Source organism: Mycobacterium gordonae (assembly GCF_017086405.1).
GTDB classification, from domain to species: Bacteria; Actinomycetota; Actinomycetes; order Mycobacteriales; family Mycobacteriaceae; genus Mycobacterium; species Mycobacterium gordonae_D.
Window position 1 is genome coordinate 5,792,200 of sequence record NZ_CP070973.1, and the last position, 16,277, is coordinate 5,808,476.

Here is a 16,277-nt window from a genome sequence, read left to right on the forward strand (position 1 = left end):
GATGAGCCGACAGCAGCTCCCCCCGCAGATCCGCAAGGTTGAGGTTAGGAACCGCAGAACCGGCAAGGCGGAGATCCGCTATCAGCTGACCGTTGACATCGGCCAGGACGCAGAGTCGGGAAAGCGTCGGCAGATCCGCCGCCGGTTCCCGACCGAGAAGGCGGCGCGCGATGAGCTCGCAAAGGTAGCCGGTGGAGTTGCCGGAGGCACCTACGTAGCCGCCAGCAGGTTGACGGTCGATCAGGCATGCGAGGACTGGCTGACCTCCAAGCACTCACTCAAGGAGTCGACGGTCGCCGGGCACCGTTCGAAGCTCCAAGCTTTGCGCGACGAACTCGGCCACCTCGAAGTCCAAAAGCTGTCGAAAGCGGACCTCGACGGCCTTGTGGGCCGGCTGCGGCGCGGCGAAGTCGACGGCCGCAAGGAATGGACACCACGCAGCGTCAATTACCTGCTTTACCTAGTGACAGCTGTCCTTGGCGATCAGGTGGAGCAGGGTAACGCGGTGCGCAACGTCGCGCGCCTAGTGGACCGAGTGGCCGGCGACCCTCAGAAGTTCCGCACGCTGACGGATAAAGACATGTTCGCGATCCTTGACTATGACTGTCGGGACCGGCACGTGTGGACGCTGGCGCTGTACGGGTTGCGGCGCGGCGAGATCGCCGGGCTGCGGTGGTGCAATGTCAACTTGAGTGACAAGCCCGTCCAGGAGGGCGAGAACGCGCTGCCGCCCAAGCACCTACGGGTCAGCGAGAACCGAATCAACATCGGTAAGACGATTGTCACCGGCACTCCGAAGTCCAAGGCGAGCAACCGGACGTTGCCGTTGCCCGATGAGGTGGTCGACGTGCTCAAGGCGGCACGCAAGCGCCAATTAGAGGAACGGCTGGCATTCGGTGAGGGATACGGCCCCGGCGAGCACGTCGCGTGCGACGAGACCGGCCAGCCCTACCATCCCAACCTCATCTATTGGCGTTGGGGCAAGATGCTCGACGCGCTGAAGATCAAGCGGGTGCGGCTGCACGATGCGCGCCACTCATGCGGGACGTTGATGCACCTCCGCGGGGTTCCGATCGCAGTCATCGCAGCGTGGCTAGGCCACGCCAGCGCCGCATTCACGCTCACCGTGTACGCCCACTCCCAGGACGAAGCGCTGAAGGCCGCCGGAAGCAGTTTCAGTCGAGTTGTGACATCCGGTGACACCGAGACCGGCTCGCCGGGCTAGTCTGCCATTCCGCACCACGTTTGACCTGCGTTTTCCTGTGCCCCCAGTCGGACTCGAACCGACACTTGGCGGATTTTAAGTCCGCTGCCTCTGCCAATTGGGCTATGGGGGCCCGGCGCGAATCTAGCGTGCGCAAGCTCCTTCAGGGACGTTGCGTACCCCCGAAAGGCTAATGTGCGCCAGAACCAATCTCTATGTAGGATCGCGCGCCGCGCGCCCCAAGGGGTCGCCGGCCCCCGGATCCCAGATGACGCCGCCGTATCCCCCGACAAGAGCTTGTTAAAACTGCGAGCGCCTTCGTTAATAAGCCGTAAACGTCCGTCACCCTGCGGCTTTCGACCACAACTGTGGAGCGCGGGCTAGTTAGCGTTACGCCAACGCACAGGGGCCGGTACGCAAACACACAGGGTCGACCCGGGGATTCAAGGGGCGACTCGTTTTTCACACCTAAGGAGCAATAGATGTCATTTCTGACAGCAGTGCCCGCAGAGTTGGCCGCCGCGGCGGCGCAGCTGGGAGCGATCACCAGTGCCCTCGCGGCGCAGAACGCAGGCGCCGCGGCCCCGACCACCGCCATCGCTCCGGCCGCCGCCGACCAGGTCTCGATCATGCAATCGGGCATTTTCACCGCCTACGGCGCGCTGTACCAGCAGATCGCCGCCGAAGCCCAGGCAATGCAAGAGCAGTTTGTGCAGACCCTGGGACTGAGCAGTGGGACCTACGAACAGTCCGAGGCGGCGAACGCGGCCGCCGCCGTCCTGGCCGACGGCGCGTCCGCCGCGGAGGCCGCACCGGCAGCCCCTTCGCCGGTCGACAACTTCATCACCCAGCTGGCAACGCTGCTGGGCGGACCAGTTACCAGCTTCGGCGGTCAGCCGCTGAACCCGTCGAGCAACATGGCCAACATCGCGAGCTACGAAATCGGCAACTTCGCCTCGGCCTCGTCGAACATGTTGGGTCTGACCAGCGGTGGCCTGTTCCCGGAGGGCTTCGGCGTCCCCGAGGACATCGCCGCCGACGCGGCCATCGAGGGTGCCGCGATCGAGGGCGGGCTGACCGGCGCCGGTGGCGCCGTTGGCCCGGTGGCTGCCAGCGTCGGCAGCTCCACGCTGGTCGGCGCGATGTCCGCCCCGCCGAGCTGGGCTGCTGGGACCACCCTGGTGTCCAGCACCGCTCCCAGTGCGCTGTCCGGCGCCGGCTTCACGGCTGCCCCGGCGGCCGCATCCGGAGGCATCTACCCGGGCGTTCCCGGCCTGGCCTCGGCCGCCCGCAACAGTGCCGGCTTCGGGGCACCGCGCTATGGCGTGAAGCCGATCGTCATGCCCAAGCTGACCGCCGTCTAAGCCGACGCAACCACCAGCGACCACCAACAAGCCAAGAGAAACGGGTATAGCAATGTCTTACGCAGGTTTCCCCCCCGAGGTGAACTCCGGGCTCATGTACAGCGGCGCGGGCGCCGGACCGCTCATGGCGGCGGCCGCGGCCTACAACAACCTCGCCTCGGAGTTGAGCACCGCGGCGGCCCAGTACGAGTCGATCGTCACGACACTGACCACCGAACAGTGGACCGGCGCCGGATCGACGTCCGCGGCCGCTGCCGCTCAGCAGAACGTGGGATGGTTGACCAGCACCGCTGCAACCCTCGAACAGGCGGGTATCCAAGCCGCCGCGTCTGCGGCCGCCTACGAGGCGGCGTTCACCGCGACGGTGCCGCCGCCGGTGATCGCGGCCAACCGGGCTCTGCTGGCCGCGCTCGTCGCCACGAACTTCCTGGGCATCAACACCCCGGCGATCATGGCGACCGAGGCGCAGTACATGGAGATGTGGGTCCAGGACGTCATCGCGATGACCACCTACCAGGCCAGTGCAGCGGCAGCAGCGATTCTGGAACCGGTGCTGCCGGCGACGCAGACCACCAACCCTGGTGGCGCGGGCGCTCAAGCCGCCGCTGTGGCTGCGGCCCAGGCCGTCGGACCCGCCGCGTCGCTGGGCGACATCGTCACCGGCCTGCAGTCCGAGCTGAGCAACCTCGCACTGGGCACCTCGTCCATCGGCACCGGCCTGTGGAACGCCCTGCCGGTCCCTGTCCAGGAATTCCTCACTGCGCTGGACGGCTTCCTTGGTACGCCGTTCATCTTCAACGGCATCCAGCAGATCGGTGTCACGGCGTCGTGGTTCATGTTCGCCGCCATCCCGAACGGCATCTTCGCCGCGCACACCATCGACGCGAACATTGCCGCGGCGGCCGCGGAAGCGGCGGCGCCGGCGGCGGCAGCAGCGGCAGAAGGCGCAGCGGCGGGCTTGGCCAGCGAGGTGGGAGCCGCGGGCGCGGCCGCCAGCCTCGGCGAAGCCTCGCTCGTCGGCAGCCTGTCGGTGCCGGCCAGCTGGGCCGGCGCGGCCCCGGCCGTCGAGGCGGCGGCCGGAACCGCGCTGGCCGGCAGCGGCTGGACGGTCCCGGAGGAAGCTGCGGCACCGGGAGTGATGGCCGGAATGCCCGGTATGGCCGCTGCGGCCAAGGGCGCCGGCGCGTACGCCGGACCGCGGTACGGGTTCAAGCCGATCGTCATGCCCAAGCAGGTCGTCGTCTGACGCCAGGAAAAAAAGGGGGACCAAGTCACTCGTTTACGCCAGCAATCGGCCGCCGAGCCGTAGTCTCTACCGCTGGACGGCTAGCAATCGCACGATCAACTTCGAGATAGGAGACGCAATATGACAACACGCTTCATGACCGACCCGCACGCAATGCGCGACATGGCGGGCCGCTTCGAGACCCACGCTCAGACCGTCGAGGACGAGGCCCGCCGCATGTGGGCATCGGCGCAGAACATCTCCGGCGCCGGCTGGAGCGGTCTGGCCTCGGCCACCTCACTGGACACCATGGGCCAGATGAACACCGCCTTCCGCAACATCGTCAACATGCTGCACGGGGTGCGGGACGGGCTGGTCCGCGACGCCAACAACTACGAGCAGCAAGAGCAGGCCTCGCAGCAGATCCTCAGCAGCTAGCAGCAGCCCAACAGACCCGAATCAGGAGGACAAGAATGACCATCAATTACCAGTTCGGCGACGTCGACGCCCACGGTGCGTTGATCCGCGCCCAGGCCGCCAACCTGGAGGCCGAGCACCAGGCCATCGTTCGCGATGTGCTGGCTGCCGGTGACTTCTGGGGCGGCGCCGGTTCGGTGGCTTGCCAGGAGTTCATCGCCCAGTTGGGCCGCAACTTCCAGGTGATCTACGAGCAGGCCAACTCTCACGGCCAGAAGGTCCAGAGCGCCGGCAACAACATGGCGCAGACCGACAGCGCCGTCGGGTCCAGCTGGGCCTGATAACCGCTTGATCGACGGCGTGGCCGCACACCATCAGGTGTGCGGCCACGCCTCTTTTCGTTACCTGCCCGTCCTGGGCGATATTTGCCAGCGGGTCTGTTGCGGTCTTCGGTCACGACCGGGACCGCCACGGCGCGGGCACGCCGACCGCATGTCACCACAGGGCTGATCGGCCGGCCGGCACCCGCGTCCAGCCGCGTACGAATGCAATGGACACCACCTCTCCAACCGACACGCCGGCGGGGCCCACCGACCGGTCAAGCAAGTCGGCGAAGCTGTTGCCGCCGCCAGCCGGTCATTACGTCTGCTGTGCCGCCGCTGTTGCTAACTGACTTGTGCTACCGCACTTTTGGTGCTGGTCATGCCCTCCTGCGGGGAGGTGGCGGGACATGGCCGACCCGCATACGATCGACACCCGAGGACAGCGGACTGGTTCACGGACATTTGAGAAATCTATGAAGACAGTGACAACCATATTTGTGGTTGAAAGAATGGTCCAATATGACCGCAATGCAGGGATATGCGCGTAGCCAACGTCCACGGCAAGCAATCCTGGGCCAGCTGCCCCGGATCAACCGGGCTGACGGTTCACCGATTCGCGTGTTGCTGGTCGACGACGAACCGGCCCTGACCAACCTGGTCAAGATGGCGTTGCACTACGAGGGCTGGGACGTCGAAACCGCCCACAACGGGCGCGAGGCCATCGCTAAGTTCGACAGGATCAACCCCGACGTGCTGGTGCTGGACATCATGCTGCCCGACGTGGACGGTTTGCAGATCCTGCAGCGGGTCCGGGAGTCCGAAACGTACACCCCCACCCTGTTCCTCACTGCCCGCGACTCGGTGATGGACCGGGTGACCGGCCTTACCGCCGGCGCGGACGACTACATGACCAAGCCGTTCAGCCTCGAAGAGTTGGTCGCTCGGCTGCGCGGTCTCCTGCGCCGGTCCAGCCACCTGGCCCCACCGGCCGACGAATCCCTCAAGGTCGGCGACCTCAAACTGGACGCCGCCAGCCGGGAGGTCACCCGCGGCGGCACCCCGATGTCGCTGTCGTCGACCGAGTTCGAACTGCTCCGGTTCCTGATGCGCAATCCGCGACGCGCACTGAGCCGCACCGAAATCCTTGACCGAGTGTGGAACTACGACTTCGCCGGCCGCACCAGCATCGTCGACCTGTACATTTCGTACCTGAGGAAGAAGATCGACGCCGACCGCGAGCCGATGATCCACACCGTCCGTGGCATTGGGTACATGCTCCGACCACCGGAATGAGCTTGGTATGACGGGGGACCGCCAGATTCCGCGATGGCTCCCCCGTTCCCTTCGCCGCCAGCTGCTGCTGGGCGTGCTGACGGTTGTGACGCTCGTGTTGGTGGCCGTCGGCGCCGTCTCGGTGCTGACCTTGCGGGGCTATGTCACCGCGATGAACGACGCCGAAGTGGCCGAATCGATGCACGCGTTCACGCACGCCTACGCCAGATACCGTAACGGCGAACACACCTCGATCCACCGTGGCATCCCGCCGGTCAACCAGGCCCTGTTGGAATTCACCGGCCAGACGCCGGGAAACCTGATCGCGGTGGTCCGCGACGGCAAAGTTGTTGCCTCGGCGGTCTTTTCGGAAGACGAACCCCGACCCGCACCACCGGACGTCGTCCGCGCCATCGAGGCACAGTCGTGGGGTGAAGGGCCGTCGCGGATCGAGAACCTGGGCAGTCTGGGCCCGCATCAAATCGACAGCCGCACCGTAGGATCCGACCGCCTGGTGGTGGGGGTCTCGCTGAGCCTGGCCGACCAGATCATCGCCCGCAAGCAACTCACCACCACGCTGCTGGTGGCCACGGCACTGGTGGTGACGGCGGTGCTCACCACCTGGGTGGTGGGTTACGCCTTGCGCCCGCTGAGCCGGGTCGCCGCGACGGCCGCCGAGGTCGCCGCCATGCCGCTGGCCGACGAAGACCACAAGATCAGCGTGCGCGTCCGGCGGGAAGACACCGACCCCGACAACGAGGTGGGAATCGTCGGGCACACGCTCAACAGATTGCTCGACAACGTAGACAGCGCGCTGGCGCACCGCGTCGAATCCGATATGCGCATGCGGCAATTCATCACCGACGCCAGTCACGAACTGCGTACTCCGTTGGCGGCCATCCAGGGCTACGCCGAGTTGACTCGTCAGGACAGCTCGGCCTTGCCGCCCACCACCGAATACGCACTGGCGCGTATCGAGTCCGAGGGGCGGCGAATGGCATCGCTGGTCGACGAGTTGCTGCTGCTGTCCCGCCTCGGCGAAGGTCAGGATCTGCAGTCCGAAGAACTGGACTTCACCAATCTGGTGATCAACGCCGTCAATGACGCGGCGGTCGCGGCACCGTCGCACCATTGGGTCAAGAAATTGCCGGAGCAACCGGTGTGGGTCACCGGAGACCACGCGCGGCTCCATCAGGCCGTCAGCAACCTGCTCACCAACGCCTGGGTACACACTCCCCCCGACGTCACCGTCACCACGGGCATCACCTGCCAGTACTCCCCTAGCCCCGATGGACCGGCCGCGCCATACGTCGAACTGACCGTCACCGACGACGGACCCGACATCGACCCTGATGTGCTGCCCCGATTGTTCGAACGGTTCGTGCGTGCCGACAAGGCGCGCTCCAACGGTGCGGGCCACGGACTGGGTCTAGCGATCGTCAATTCGATCGTCAAGGCGCACGAGGGCACGGTGTGCGCGGAATCGGCAAACGGCGAAACGGTGTTTCGCGTGCGCATCCCCATGATCACCCGGCCACGCGCGAAAACCTCCGAGCGCTAACCAGTCAGCGACTCGGCCTCCTTCAATGGGTCGCAACGACAAGCCTTTACGCATCTATTGGCCGATCCTGGTCGGCCGCCTTGGGCAGATCGCCTTCTCCGTGACCGTCACCACATGGCCCGTTGCGGAACTGTAAAGAATCCGTAAAGGCGGGCCGCCATGACGTTAGGAAAGTGTCAACCAAAGGCCCTGGATGTGGGGCTGCAATTAGCGTCAGGCTGGCCTTGCCTCCGAGTGCTCCCTGGAGCCGACTCGACGAGGCAGATTCGAACGCGGGGCCGCGCCGAACGGAGACATGATGGGTGTGCTGGCATTTACCGTGCTCACGCTGGCGGTATTCGCCGTACTGGGCATGGTGCAGAAGTTGGTCGAGCGGTTGTGAACTACCAGAACATCGTCGGCCTGTTGCTGGCCGGCATCCTTGCTGTGTTTGTGGTATGCGCGCTGCTGTTTCCGGAGCGGTTCTAATGAGCACAACAACAGCGGGAATCGTCTTCCTCGCCTTTCTCGTCGCGGCGCTGGCGCTGGTGCACGTGCCGTTGGGGGACTACATGTACCGGGTCTACTCCGCGGAGAAGGACTCACGGGCCGAGTCGCTGATCTACCGACTGATCGGCGTCGACGCCCGCTCGCAGCAGACGTGGGGCGCCTACACGCGCAGCGTATTGGCGTTTTCCGCGGTCAGCATCCTGTTCCTGTTCGCTCTGCAGCTTGTGCAGGGCGGCTTGCCCTTACACCTGCACGACCCGGCCACCAAAATGACGCCGGGGCTGGCGTGGAACACCGCGGTCAGCTTCGTCACCAACACCAACTGGCAGGCCTACTCCGGCGAATCGACGCAGGGCCACCTGGTTCAACTGGCCGGCCTGACAGTTCAGAACTTCGTCTCGGCGGCCGTGGGCATGGCCGTGGCAGTCGCGCTGGTGCGCGGATTTGCGCGTAAGCGCACCGGCGAGCTGGGCAACTTCTGGGTGGATCTGGTGCGCGGAACGGTGCGCATTCTGCTCCCCATCGCCGTCGTCGGTGCCATCGTGCTCATCGCGGGTGGGGCGATCCAGAATTTCCACCTGCACGACCAGGTCGTCACCACCCTGGCCGGTGCCCAGCAGACGATCACCGGCGGTCCGGTGGCCAGCCAGGAAGTCATCAAAGAGCTGGGCACCAACGGCGGCGGCTTCTACAACGCGAACTCCGCGCACCCGTTCGAGAACCCCACCGCGTGGACGAACTGGCTGGAAATCTTTCTGATGCTGGTGATCAGCTTCTCGCTGCCGCGCACGTTCGGGCGCATGGTGGGCAACACCAAGCAGGGTTATGCGATCGTCGCGGTCATGGTGACGCTGGCAGTCATCAGCGTCACGTTGCTGATGGTGTTCCAGTTGCAGCACCACGGCACCGTGCCGACCGCGGTGAGCGCGGCTACCGAGGGCGTCGAGCAGCGCTTCGGCGTCGCGGACTCGGCCGTCTTCGCCGATGCCACCACGCTCACCTCCACCGGCGCCGTCGACTCCTTCCACGACTCCTACACCAGCCTCGGCGGGATGATGACGATGCTGGACATGCAGCTCGGCGAGGTCGCTCCGGGCGGCACCGGTTCGGGTCTGTACGGAATGCTGATCCTCGCGTTGATCACCGTCTTCGTCGCCGGTCTGATGGTGGGCCGCACCCCCGAATACCTCGGCAAGAAGATCAATCCGCGCGAAATCAAGCTGGCGGCAAGCTATTTCCTGGTGACGCCGTTGATCGTGCTGACCGGCACCGCGATCGCCATGGCGTTGCCGGGCGAACGCGCCGGCATGCTCAACGGCGGGCCGCACGGAGTTTCGGAGATTCTGTACGCGTTCACCTCCGCGGCCAACAACAACGGGTCGGCCTTCGCCGGGCTCAGCGTCAACACCGACTGGTACAACACCGCTCTCGGACTGGCCATGCTCTTCGGCCGATTCGTGCCCATCATCCTGGTGCTCGCCCTGGCCGGATCACTGGCCAAACAGGGTGCCACGCCCGAGTCGGTGGGCACCCTGCCCACCCATCGGCCACAGTTCGTCGGCATGGTCGCCGGCGTCACCTTGATCCTCGTGGCCCTCACCTTCCTGCCCATGCTGGCGCTGGGGCCCCTCGCTGAAGGAATTCACTGATGAGCGCGACCACCAAGGCGCTACCGGGCGGCATGCTCGACCCGGCGATGCTGTGGAAGTCGACACCGCAGGCACTGACCAAACTCGACCCGCGCACGCTGTGGCGCAACCCGGTCATGTTCATCGTCGAGATCGGCGCCGTCTGGGCGACCATGCTGGCCATCGCCAGCCCCACCTGGTTCGCCTGGTTGATTGTGGCGTGGCTCTGGCTGACGGTGGTGTTCGCCAACCTCGCCGAGGCGGTGGCCGAAGGCCGCGGCAAGGCGCAGGCCGAGACGCTGCGCAAAGCCAAGACCCAGACCATGGCGCGACGGCTGACCGGCTGGGCACCCGGCCGGCCACTGGTCGAGGAAGAAGTGGCCGCTCCACTGCTGCAACAGGGCGACATCGTCGTGGTCGAGGCCGGGCAGGTGATCCCGGGCGACGGCGATGTCGTGGAAGGCATTGCCTCAGTGGACGAGTCGGCGATCACGGGTGAGTCGGCACCGGTGATCCGGGAGTCCGGCGGCGACCGCTCGGCGGTCACCGGCGGCACCACCGTACTGAGCGATCAGATCATCGTGAAAATCACCCAGAAGCCCGGCGAAAGCTTCATCGACCGGATGATCGCGCTCGTCGAGGGCGCCAACCGGCAGAAGACACCCAACGAGATCGCGCTCAACATACTGCTGGCCGCGCTGACGATCATCTTCATCTTCGCCGTCGCCACCCTGCAACCGTTGGCGATCTACTCCAAGACGAGCAACCCCGGTGTCCCGGACACTCAGGCGCTCAACGGAAGTGGCGTCACCGGCATCGTGATGGTGTCGCTGCTGGTGTGCCTGATCCCCACCACGATCGGCGCGTTGCTGTCGGCCATCGGTATCGCGGGCATGGACCGGCTGGTGCAGCGCAACGTGCTGGCGATGTCCGGACGCGCGGTCGAGGCCGCCGGCGACGTCAACACCCTGCTGCTGGACAAGACCGGCACCATCACCCTGGGTAACCGGCAGGCGGCCGCCTTCATCCCGGTCGACGGAGTCTCGGCGGAGGAACTGGCCGACGCCGCGCAGCTGTCCAGCCTGGCCGATGAGACACCGGAAGGACGCTCGGTCGTCGTCTTCGCCAAGGAGCACTTCGGATTACGCGCACGCACTCCCGGCGAACTCGCCCACGCCCAGTGGGTGACGTTCTCTGCCGCGACGCGCATGTCCGGCGTCGACGTCGACGACCACCAGTTGCGCAAGGGCGCGGCCAGTTCGGTGGCGGAATGGGTACGCGACCAGGGCGGTCAGGTGCCCAGCCAGCTCGGGGTGATCGTCGACGGCGTCTCGGCCGGTGGCGGCACCCCGCTGGTGGTCGGGGAAAGCCGCGGCGGCACGGCTGCGGTGCTCGGCGTGATCCATCTCAAGGACGTCGTCAAGCAGGGTATGCGGGAGCGGTTCGACGAGATGCGCCGGATGGGCATTCGCACCGTGATGATCACCGGCGATAACCCGTTGACTGCCAAAGCGATTGCCGATGAGGCCGGGGTCGACGACTTCCTCGCCGAAGCCACACCCGAAGACAAGCTTGCATTGATCAAGCGGGAGCAGGAGGGCGGCAAGCTGGTCGCGATGACCGGTGACGGCACCAACGACGCGCCGGCGTTGGCTCAGGCCGATGTGGGTGTGGCGATGAACACCGGGACGTCGGCCGCCAAAGAGGCCGGCAACATGGTCGATCTCGATTCCGATCCCACCAAGCTGATCGAGATCGTCGAAATCGGCAAGCAGTTGTTGATCACCCGCGGCGCGTTGACCACGTTCTCCATCGCCAACGACATCGCTAAGTACTTCGCGATCATCCCGGCGATGTTCGTCACCCTGTACCCCGGCCTGGATCTGCTGAACGTGATGCGGCTGCACAGCCCGCAATCGGCGATCCTGTCCGCGGTGATCTTCAACGCGATCATCATCGTGTTGCTGATCCCGTTGTCGCTGCGGGGGGTGCGGTATACGCCGAGCAGCGCGTCAAAGCTGTTGAGCCGCAACCTCTATGTCTACGGACTGGGAGGCATCGTCGCCCCGTTCTTCGGAATCAAGCTGATCGATCTGATCGTCCAATTCGTCCCCGGGATGTCCTGACATGACGTTCTCCAGTTTTCTCCGCATCCACTGGGCCGCCTGCCGGGCACTTGTGGTGCTCACGGTGCTCCTCGGCCTGGTCTATCCGCTGTTCATCTGGCTGGTGGCGCAGATCCCCGGACTGCATGACAAGGCCGAAGGGTCGATCGTCACCGTGGGGGGCAAGCCGGTGGGTAGTCGGCTGGTCGGTCAACTGTTCACCGACGCCGCCGGCAACCCGCTGCCGCAGTACTTCCAGAGCCGGCCGTCGGCGGCCGGCAACGGGTATGAACCACTGTCGACGGGCGCGAGCAATCTTGGACCGGAGAACATGAGCCTGCTCAATCAGGTGTGCTCGCGCAGCGTGGCGGTGGGCAAGCTGGAGCGAGTGGACGGCTCACGTCCTTTCTGCACCGACGGCGGCGTCGGAGCCGTGCTGGCGGTGATCGGCCCGCGCGATGCCCGCGGCGCGGTTACCCACCCCACCCGGGTGGTCAGCGTCAACGAGCCGTGCCAGACGACGGCGGCGCCCTTCCTGGTCAGCTACCAGGGAGTCCGGGTGGAGTGCGCCAAAGACGGCGAAGACTACTCAATCGGCCAAAGGGTGCCGATCCGCGGCGCCGCGCCGGCCAACCCCGTGGTGCCTGCCGACGCTGTAACCGCCAGTGGCAGTGGACTGGACCCGAACATCTCGGTCGCCTACGCGGACCTCCAGGTGGCACGGGTGGCGCGGGCCCGTCGCGTCAGCCCGGACCAGGTGCGGGATGTGCTGGCGCAGTTCCGCACTGGCCGGGCGCTCGGGTTCTTCGGGGAACCGTGCGTCAACGTCTTGCTGCTCAACCTGCAACTCGACCGCCGATACCCGGTCACCGGCTAGGGTCACGGAGGGATGATGGTTGACGTGACCGACGTCAGCCTTAGCGAGCACCGTACCAAGCGCGGTGAGCTACGCATCTATCTCGGTGCGGCCCCAGGCGTCGGTAAGACCTACGCGATGCTCGGTGAAGCCCATCGGCGTCTGCAGCGCGGCACCGACGTCGTAGCCGCCGTCATCGAAACCCACGGTCGGGCGAAAACCGCTGAGCTGCTTGCCGGGATCAAGACCATTCCGCCGCGCTTCATCGAATACCGGGGCGGCAGCTTCGCCGAACTCGACGTGCCGGCGGTGTTGGCCCGCCGTCCACAGGTCGTGTTGGTCGACGAACTCGCCCACACCAACACCCCGGGCAGCAAGAACGCCAAGCGCTGGCAGGACGTCGAAGAGCTGCTGGACGCCGGCATCACGGTGATCTCCACGGTGAACATCCAACATCTGGAGAGCCTGAACGACGTCGTTGCCCAGATCACCGGAATCGAGCAGAAGGAGACGATTCCCGACTCGATCGTCCGGCAGGCGTCCCAGGTCGAACTGATAGACATCACCCCCGAAGCGCTGCAGCGCAGGCTTTCTCACGGCAACGTCTATGCGCCGGAACGGATCGATGCCGCGTTGTCCAACTATTTCCGCCGCGGAAACCTGACTGCGCTGCGGGAATTGGCGTTGCTGTGGCTGGCCGACCAAGTCGACACCGCGCTGGCGAAATACCGTGCGGAAAACAAGATCACCGCGATGTGGGAAGCCCGGGAGCGCGTCGTGGTGGCCGTCACCGGTGGACGGGAGTCAGAGACGTTGGTGCGCAGAGCGTCTCGAATCGCGTCGAAGTCCACCGCCGAGTTGATGGTGGTCCATGTGGTGCGTGGGGACGGGCTGGCCGGCCTGTCCGAGACCCGGATGGCCAAGATTCGCGAGCTGGCCAACAGCCTGGACGCCTCTCTGCATACCGTAGTGGGCGACGACGTGCCCGGCGCTCTGCTGGATTTCGCCCGCGAGATGAACGCGACCCAGCTGGTGGTCGGCACCTCCCGACGACCGCGATGGGCGCGCATCTTCGACGAGGGAATCGGTCCGGCCATCGTCGAGCATTCCGGCAAGATCGACGTGCACATGGTCACCCATGAGGAGTCCAGGCGCGGAGTTCGCACCGCCTCGATCTCACCGCGGGAGCGCCGAGTCGCGTCCTGGCTGGCGGCCGTCCTGGTGCCGTCCCTGATCTGCGGTGGCACCCTGGCATGGCTGGACCGGTACCTGGACACCAGCGGCGCGAGCGCGCTGTTCTTCGTCGGAGTGCTGGTGGTGGCGTTGTTCGGCGGCGTCGGCCCCGCCGTGCTGTCGGGGGTGCTGTCCAGCCTGTTGTTGAACTACTTCCTGACCGCCCCGCGGCACACCTTCACCATCGCCGAGCCATCTGCCGCCGTCACCGAGGTCGTGTTACTGCTGATCGCGGTGGCCGTCGCGGTGCTGGTCGATGGGGCGGCCAAACGCTCGCGCGAGGCGCGCCGCGCCTCCCAGGAGGCCGAACTGCTCACGCTGTTCGCCGGCTCGGTGTTGCGCGGCGCAGACCTGGAAACGCTGCTGGAGCGGGTGCGTGAGACCTACTCGCAGCGTGCGGTGAGCATGCTGCGTGAAGACACCGTCGATGGGCGCACCCGACGGGCTGTCGTCGCGTCCGTGGGCAAGGATGCCTGTGCCACAGTCGATTCCGCTGACACCGCGATCGAGGTGGGCGACGACGAGTTCTGGATGCTGTTGGGTGGGCGACGACTGGCTGCGCGGGATCGCCGGGTGCTGCACGCGGTGGCCACGCAGGCGGCGGGGCTGATCAAGCAGCGCGAACTCGCCGACGAAGCCAGCCGCACCGAAGCGATCGTGCGAGCCGACGAGCTGCGTCGCTCGCTGCTGTCAGCGGTCAGCCACGATCTGCGAACCCCGTTGGCGGCAGCCAAAGTTTCCGTGTCCAGCCTGCGCGCCGGCGACGTCGCGTTCTCGCCCGAGGACACCGCCGAACTGTTGGCCACCATTGAGGAGTCCATCGACTCGCTGACCGCTTTGGTGGGCAACCTGCTCGATTCGTCGCGGTTGGCCGCCGGTGTCATACATCCGGAATTGCACCGGGTGTATCTGGAGGAAGTGGTGCAGCGCGCGCTGGTCAGTATCGGCACAGGCGCCACCGGGTTCTTCCGGTCCGCGATCGACCGGGTGAAGGTCGATGTCGGCGACGCGGTGGTGATGGCCGACGTCGGGTTGCTCGAACGGGTGTTGGCCAACCTGATCGACAACGCGCTGCGTTACGCGCCCGACTGCGTGGTGCGGGTGAATGCGGGTCGAGTGGGTGATCGGGTGCTGATCAACGTCATCGACGAGGGGCCGGGCATCCCGCACGGGGCCGAGGATCAGATCTTCGAAGCGTTTCAGCGCCTCGGCGATCACGACAACACCACGGGCGTGGGCCTGGGCATGTCGGTGGCACGCGGCTTCGTCGAGGCCATGGGTGGGACGATCGCGGCCGGTGACACCCCCGGCGGCGGCCTCACCGTTGTGGTGGATCTGAGCGCAACATGACCAGGGTGCTGGTGATCGACGACGAGCCGCACATCCTGCGGGCTCTGAAGATCAACCTGAGCGTGCGAGGGTACGAGGTGATCACCGCCTCGACCGGGGCTGGGGCATTGCGAGCAGCTGCCGAGCATCCGCCCGAGGTGGTGATCCTGGACCTCGGGCTGCCGGACATCTCGGGGATCGACGTATTGGCGGGCCTACGCGGCTGGCTGTCCGCCCCGGTGATCGTGCTGTCGGCGCGCAGCGATTCAGCGGACAAAGTCCAGGCGTTGGATGCCGGCGCCGACGACTACGTAACGAAGCCCTTTGGGATGGACGAGTTTCTGGCCCGGCTGCGGGCGGCGGTGCGCCGCAACACGGCGGCCTCCGAGACCGACCAGCCAGTCATCGAAACCGATGCCTTCACCATCGATCTGGCGGCCAAGAAGGTCACCAAGGCCGGCGCCGAGGTGCACCTGACGCCGACCGAGTGGGGAATGCTCGAGGTGCTCGCTCGCAATCGAGGCAAACTGGTCGGTCGCGAGGAGCTGCTGAAGGAGGTGTGGGGGCCGGGGTATGCGACCGAAACCCACTACCTTCGTGTGTATCTGGCGCAGCTGCGGCGCAAGCTCGAGGACGACCCGTCACATCCCCGGCATCTGCTGACCGAATCGGGCATGGGCTACCGCTTCGAGGTTTGAGTCACTCTTGTCACTTCAGCCTCTGGAAAAGTTGGGTGTCCGGTTGCCCGCCTTCGAGCGACAACTCGCGCCGCGCGGTGGCGTTTTCGTTCCGATCGCATGGGTCACTTCAGCCCATGGCTAGCGGGTCACCTCAGCCCCTAGAAAAGATGCCTGCCTGTTTGTCCGCCTTTGCGCGACAACCGAGCTCTATCCCGCAGCACCAAGACCCGTTGGTGGATGCGGTATTCGGTAGACCGTGGCATGCCCGCAGGGCCGTATTTGCCCCGGCCGAGCCGACGAACCCGGCCCCGCCTGATTTCCCATCGCAGCGCATCCGAAATGACTTTCGACGCTCTGCCTTTCACGCAGAAGCCGTGCCACTCCAATGCGTCGATCATTTCGGCAATGGTTGCCGGTCCGTGCAACGCCAGCTGCCAGGTGAGCACGTATCGGAGTTCGGTTCCGCGGAGACATAAGGCGGGGGCCATTGGGGCACCGTCGCATGTCGGCACGGCGCGCGCACTTCAGTCTGTGCATGCGCAAATTGTCGCTAGGAGGCGGGCAGCCGGACACCCAAGATTTCCAGAGGCT

Annotated in this window: 14 protein-coding genes and 1 tRNA gene; 13 read left to right on the forward strand and 2 right to left on the reverse strand. The window is 65.8% G+C overall.

Going from position 1 to position 16,277, the window contains the following annotated elements; all coding sequences use genetic code 11:
* The first annotated feature begins 1 nt into the window (after nt 1).
* Complete coding sequence (locus JX552_RS24725; protein WP_205874449.1) at nt 2-1,225, forward strand: tyrosine-type recombinase/integrase; 1,224 nt, start codon at nt 2-4, stop codon at nt 1,223-1,225.
* Between the two features lie 38 nt (nt 1,226-1,263).
* Here JX552_RS24725 and JX552_RS24730 read toward each other — a convergent pair.
* Nucleotides 1,264-1,337: transfer RNA gene (locus JX552_RS24730), tRNA-Leu, on the reverse strand.
* A 349-nt stretch (nt 1,338-1,686) separates the two neighbouring features.
* Here JX552_RS24730 and JX552_RS24735 point away from each other — a divergent pair.
* The 12 genes from JX552_RS24735 (at nt 1,687) to JX552_RS24790 (ending at nt 15,704) form a co-directional block, all read left to right on the forward strand.
* Entirely contained in the window at nt 1,687-2,568 is an 882-nt protein-coding gene (locus JX552_RS24735) for a PPE family protein, SVP subgroup (RefSeq protein WP_205874450.1), read from the forward strand.
* A 52-nt stretch (nt 2,569-2,620) separates the two neighbouring features.
* Complete coding sequence (locus JX552_RS24740) at nt 2,621-3,814, forward strand: PPE family protein (RefSeq protein WP_205874451.1); 1,194 nt, start codon at nt 2,621-2,623, stop codon at nt 3,812-3,814.
* Nucleotides 3,815-3,934: 120 nt separating this feature from the next.
* The gene (locus tag JX552_RS24745) at nt 3,935-4,231 is read left to right on the forward strand and encodes a WXG100 family type VII secretion target (protein WP_205874452.1); all 297 of its coding nucleotides are present in this window, start codon (nt 3,935-3,937) and stop codon (nt 4,229-4,231) included.
* 35 nt (nt 4,232-4,266) lie between these two features.
* Nucleotides 4,267-4,551 carry a WXG100 family type VII secretion target gene (locus tag JX552_RS24750; RefSeq protein ID WP_205874453.1) on the forward strand — a complete coding sequence of 95 codons (285 nt, stop codon included), beginning with the start codon at nt 4,267-4,269 and terminating at the stop codon, nt 4,549-4,551.
* Nucleotides 4,552-5,052: 501 nt separating this feature from the next.
* Nucleotides 5,053-5,826, forward strand: a complete 774-nt coding sequence (locus JX552_RS24755) for a response regulator transcription factor (protein WP_205874454.1) — start codon at nt 5,053-5,055, stop codon at nt 5,824-5,826.
* A gap of 7 nt (nt 5,827-5,833) precedes the next feature.
* Nucleotides 5,834-7,366 (forward strand): sensor histidine kinase, encoded by a 1,533-nt coding sequence (locus tag JX552_RS24760; RefSeq protein ID WP_205874455.1) that lies wholly within the window; start codon nt 5,834-5,836, stop codon nt 7,364-7,366.
* A gap of 378 nt (nt 7,367-7,744) precedes the next feature.
* Nucleotides 7,745-7,834 carry a potassium-transporting ATPase subunit F gene (locus JX552_RS24765; RefSeq protein ID WP_205874456.1) on the forward strand — a complete coding sequence of 30 codons (90 nt, stop codon included), beginning with the start codon at nt 7,745-7,747 and terminating at the stop codon, nt 7,832-7,834.
* The gene (gene kdpA, locus JX552_RS24770; protein ID WP_205874457.1) at nt 7,834-9,504 is read left to right on the forward strand and encodes a potassium-transporting ATPase subunit KdpA; all 1,671 of its coding nucleotides are present in this window, start codon (nt 7,834-7,836) and stop codon (nt 9,502-9,504) included. The genes JX552_RS24765 and kdpA overlap by 1 nt, the downstream gene beginning before the upstream one ends.
* A complete protein-coding gene (gene kdpB / locus JX552_RS24775; protein ID WP_205874458.1) occupies nt 9,504-11,609 on the forward strand; it encodes a potassium-transporting ATPase subunit KdpB in 2,106 nt (701 codons plus the stop codon). Before kdpA ends, kdpB begins: the two co-directional genes overlap by 1 nt.
* A gap of 1 nt (nt 11,610) precedes the next feature.
* Nucleotides 11,611-12,465, forward strand: a complete 855-nt coding sequence (locus JX552_RS24780) for a potassium-transporting ATPase subunit C (RefSeq protein ID WP_205874459.1) — start codon at nt 11,611-11,613, stop codon at nt 12,463-12,465.
* A gap of 12 nt (nt 12,466-12,477) precedes the next feature.
* Complete coding sequence (locus tag JX552_RS24785; RefSeq protein WP_205874460.1) at nt 12,478-15,027, forward strand: sensor histidine kinase; 2,550 nt, start codon at nt 12,478-12,480, stop codon at nt 15,025-15,027.
* Entirely contained in the window at nt 15,024-15,704 is a 681-nt protein-coding gene (locus JX552_RS24790) for a response regulator (protein ID WP_205874461.1), read from the forward strand. Before JX552_RS24785 ends, JX552_RS24790 begins: the two co-directional genes overlap by 4 nt.
* A 140-nt stretch (nt 15,705-15,844) precedes the next feature.
* On the opposite strand, the gene JX552_RS32720 is transcribed toward JX552_RS24790, so the two are convergent.
* The gene (locus JX552_RS32720; RefSeq protein WP_241010714.1) at nt 15,845-16,174 is read right to left on the reverse strand and encodes a hypothetical protein; all 330 of its coding nucleotides are present in this window, start codon (nt 16,172-16,174) and stop codon (nt 15,845-15,847) included.
* Between the last annotated feature and the right edge of the window lie 103 nt (nt 16,175-16,277).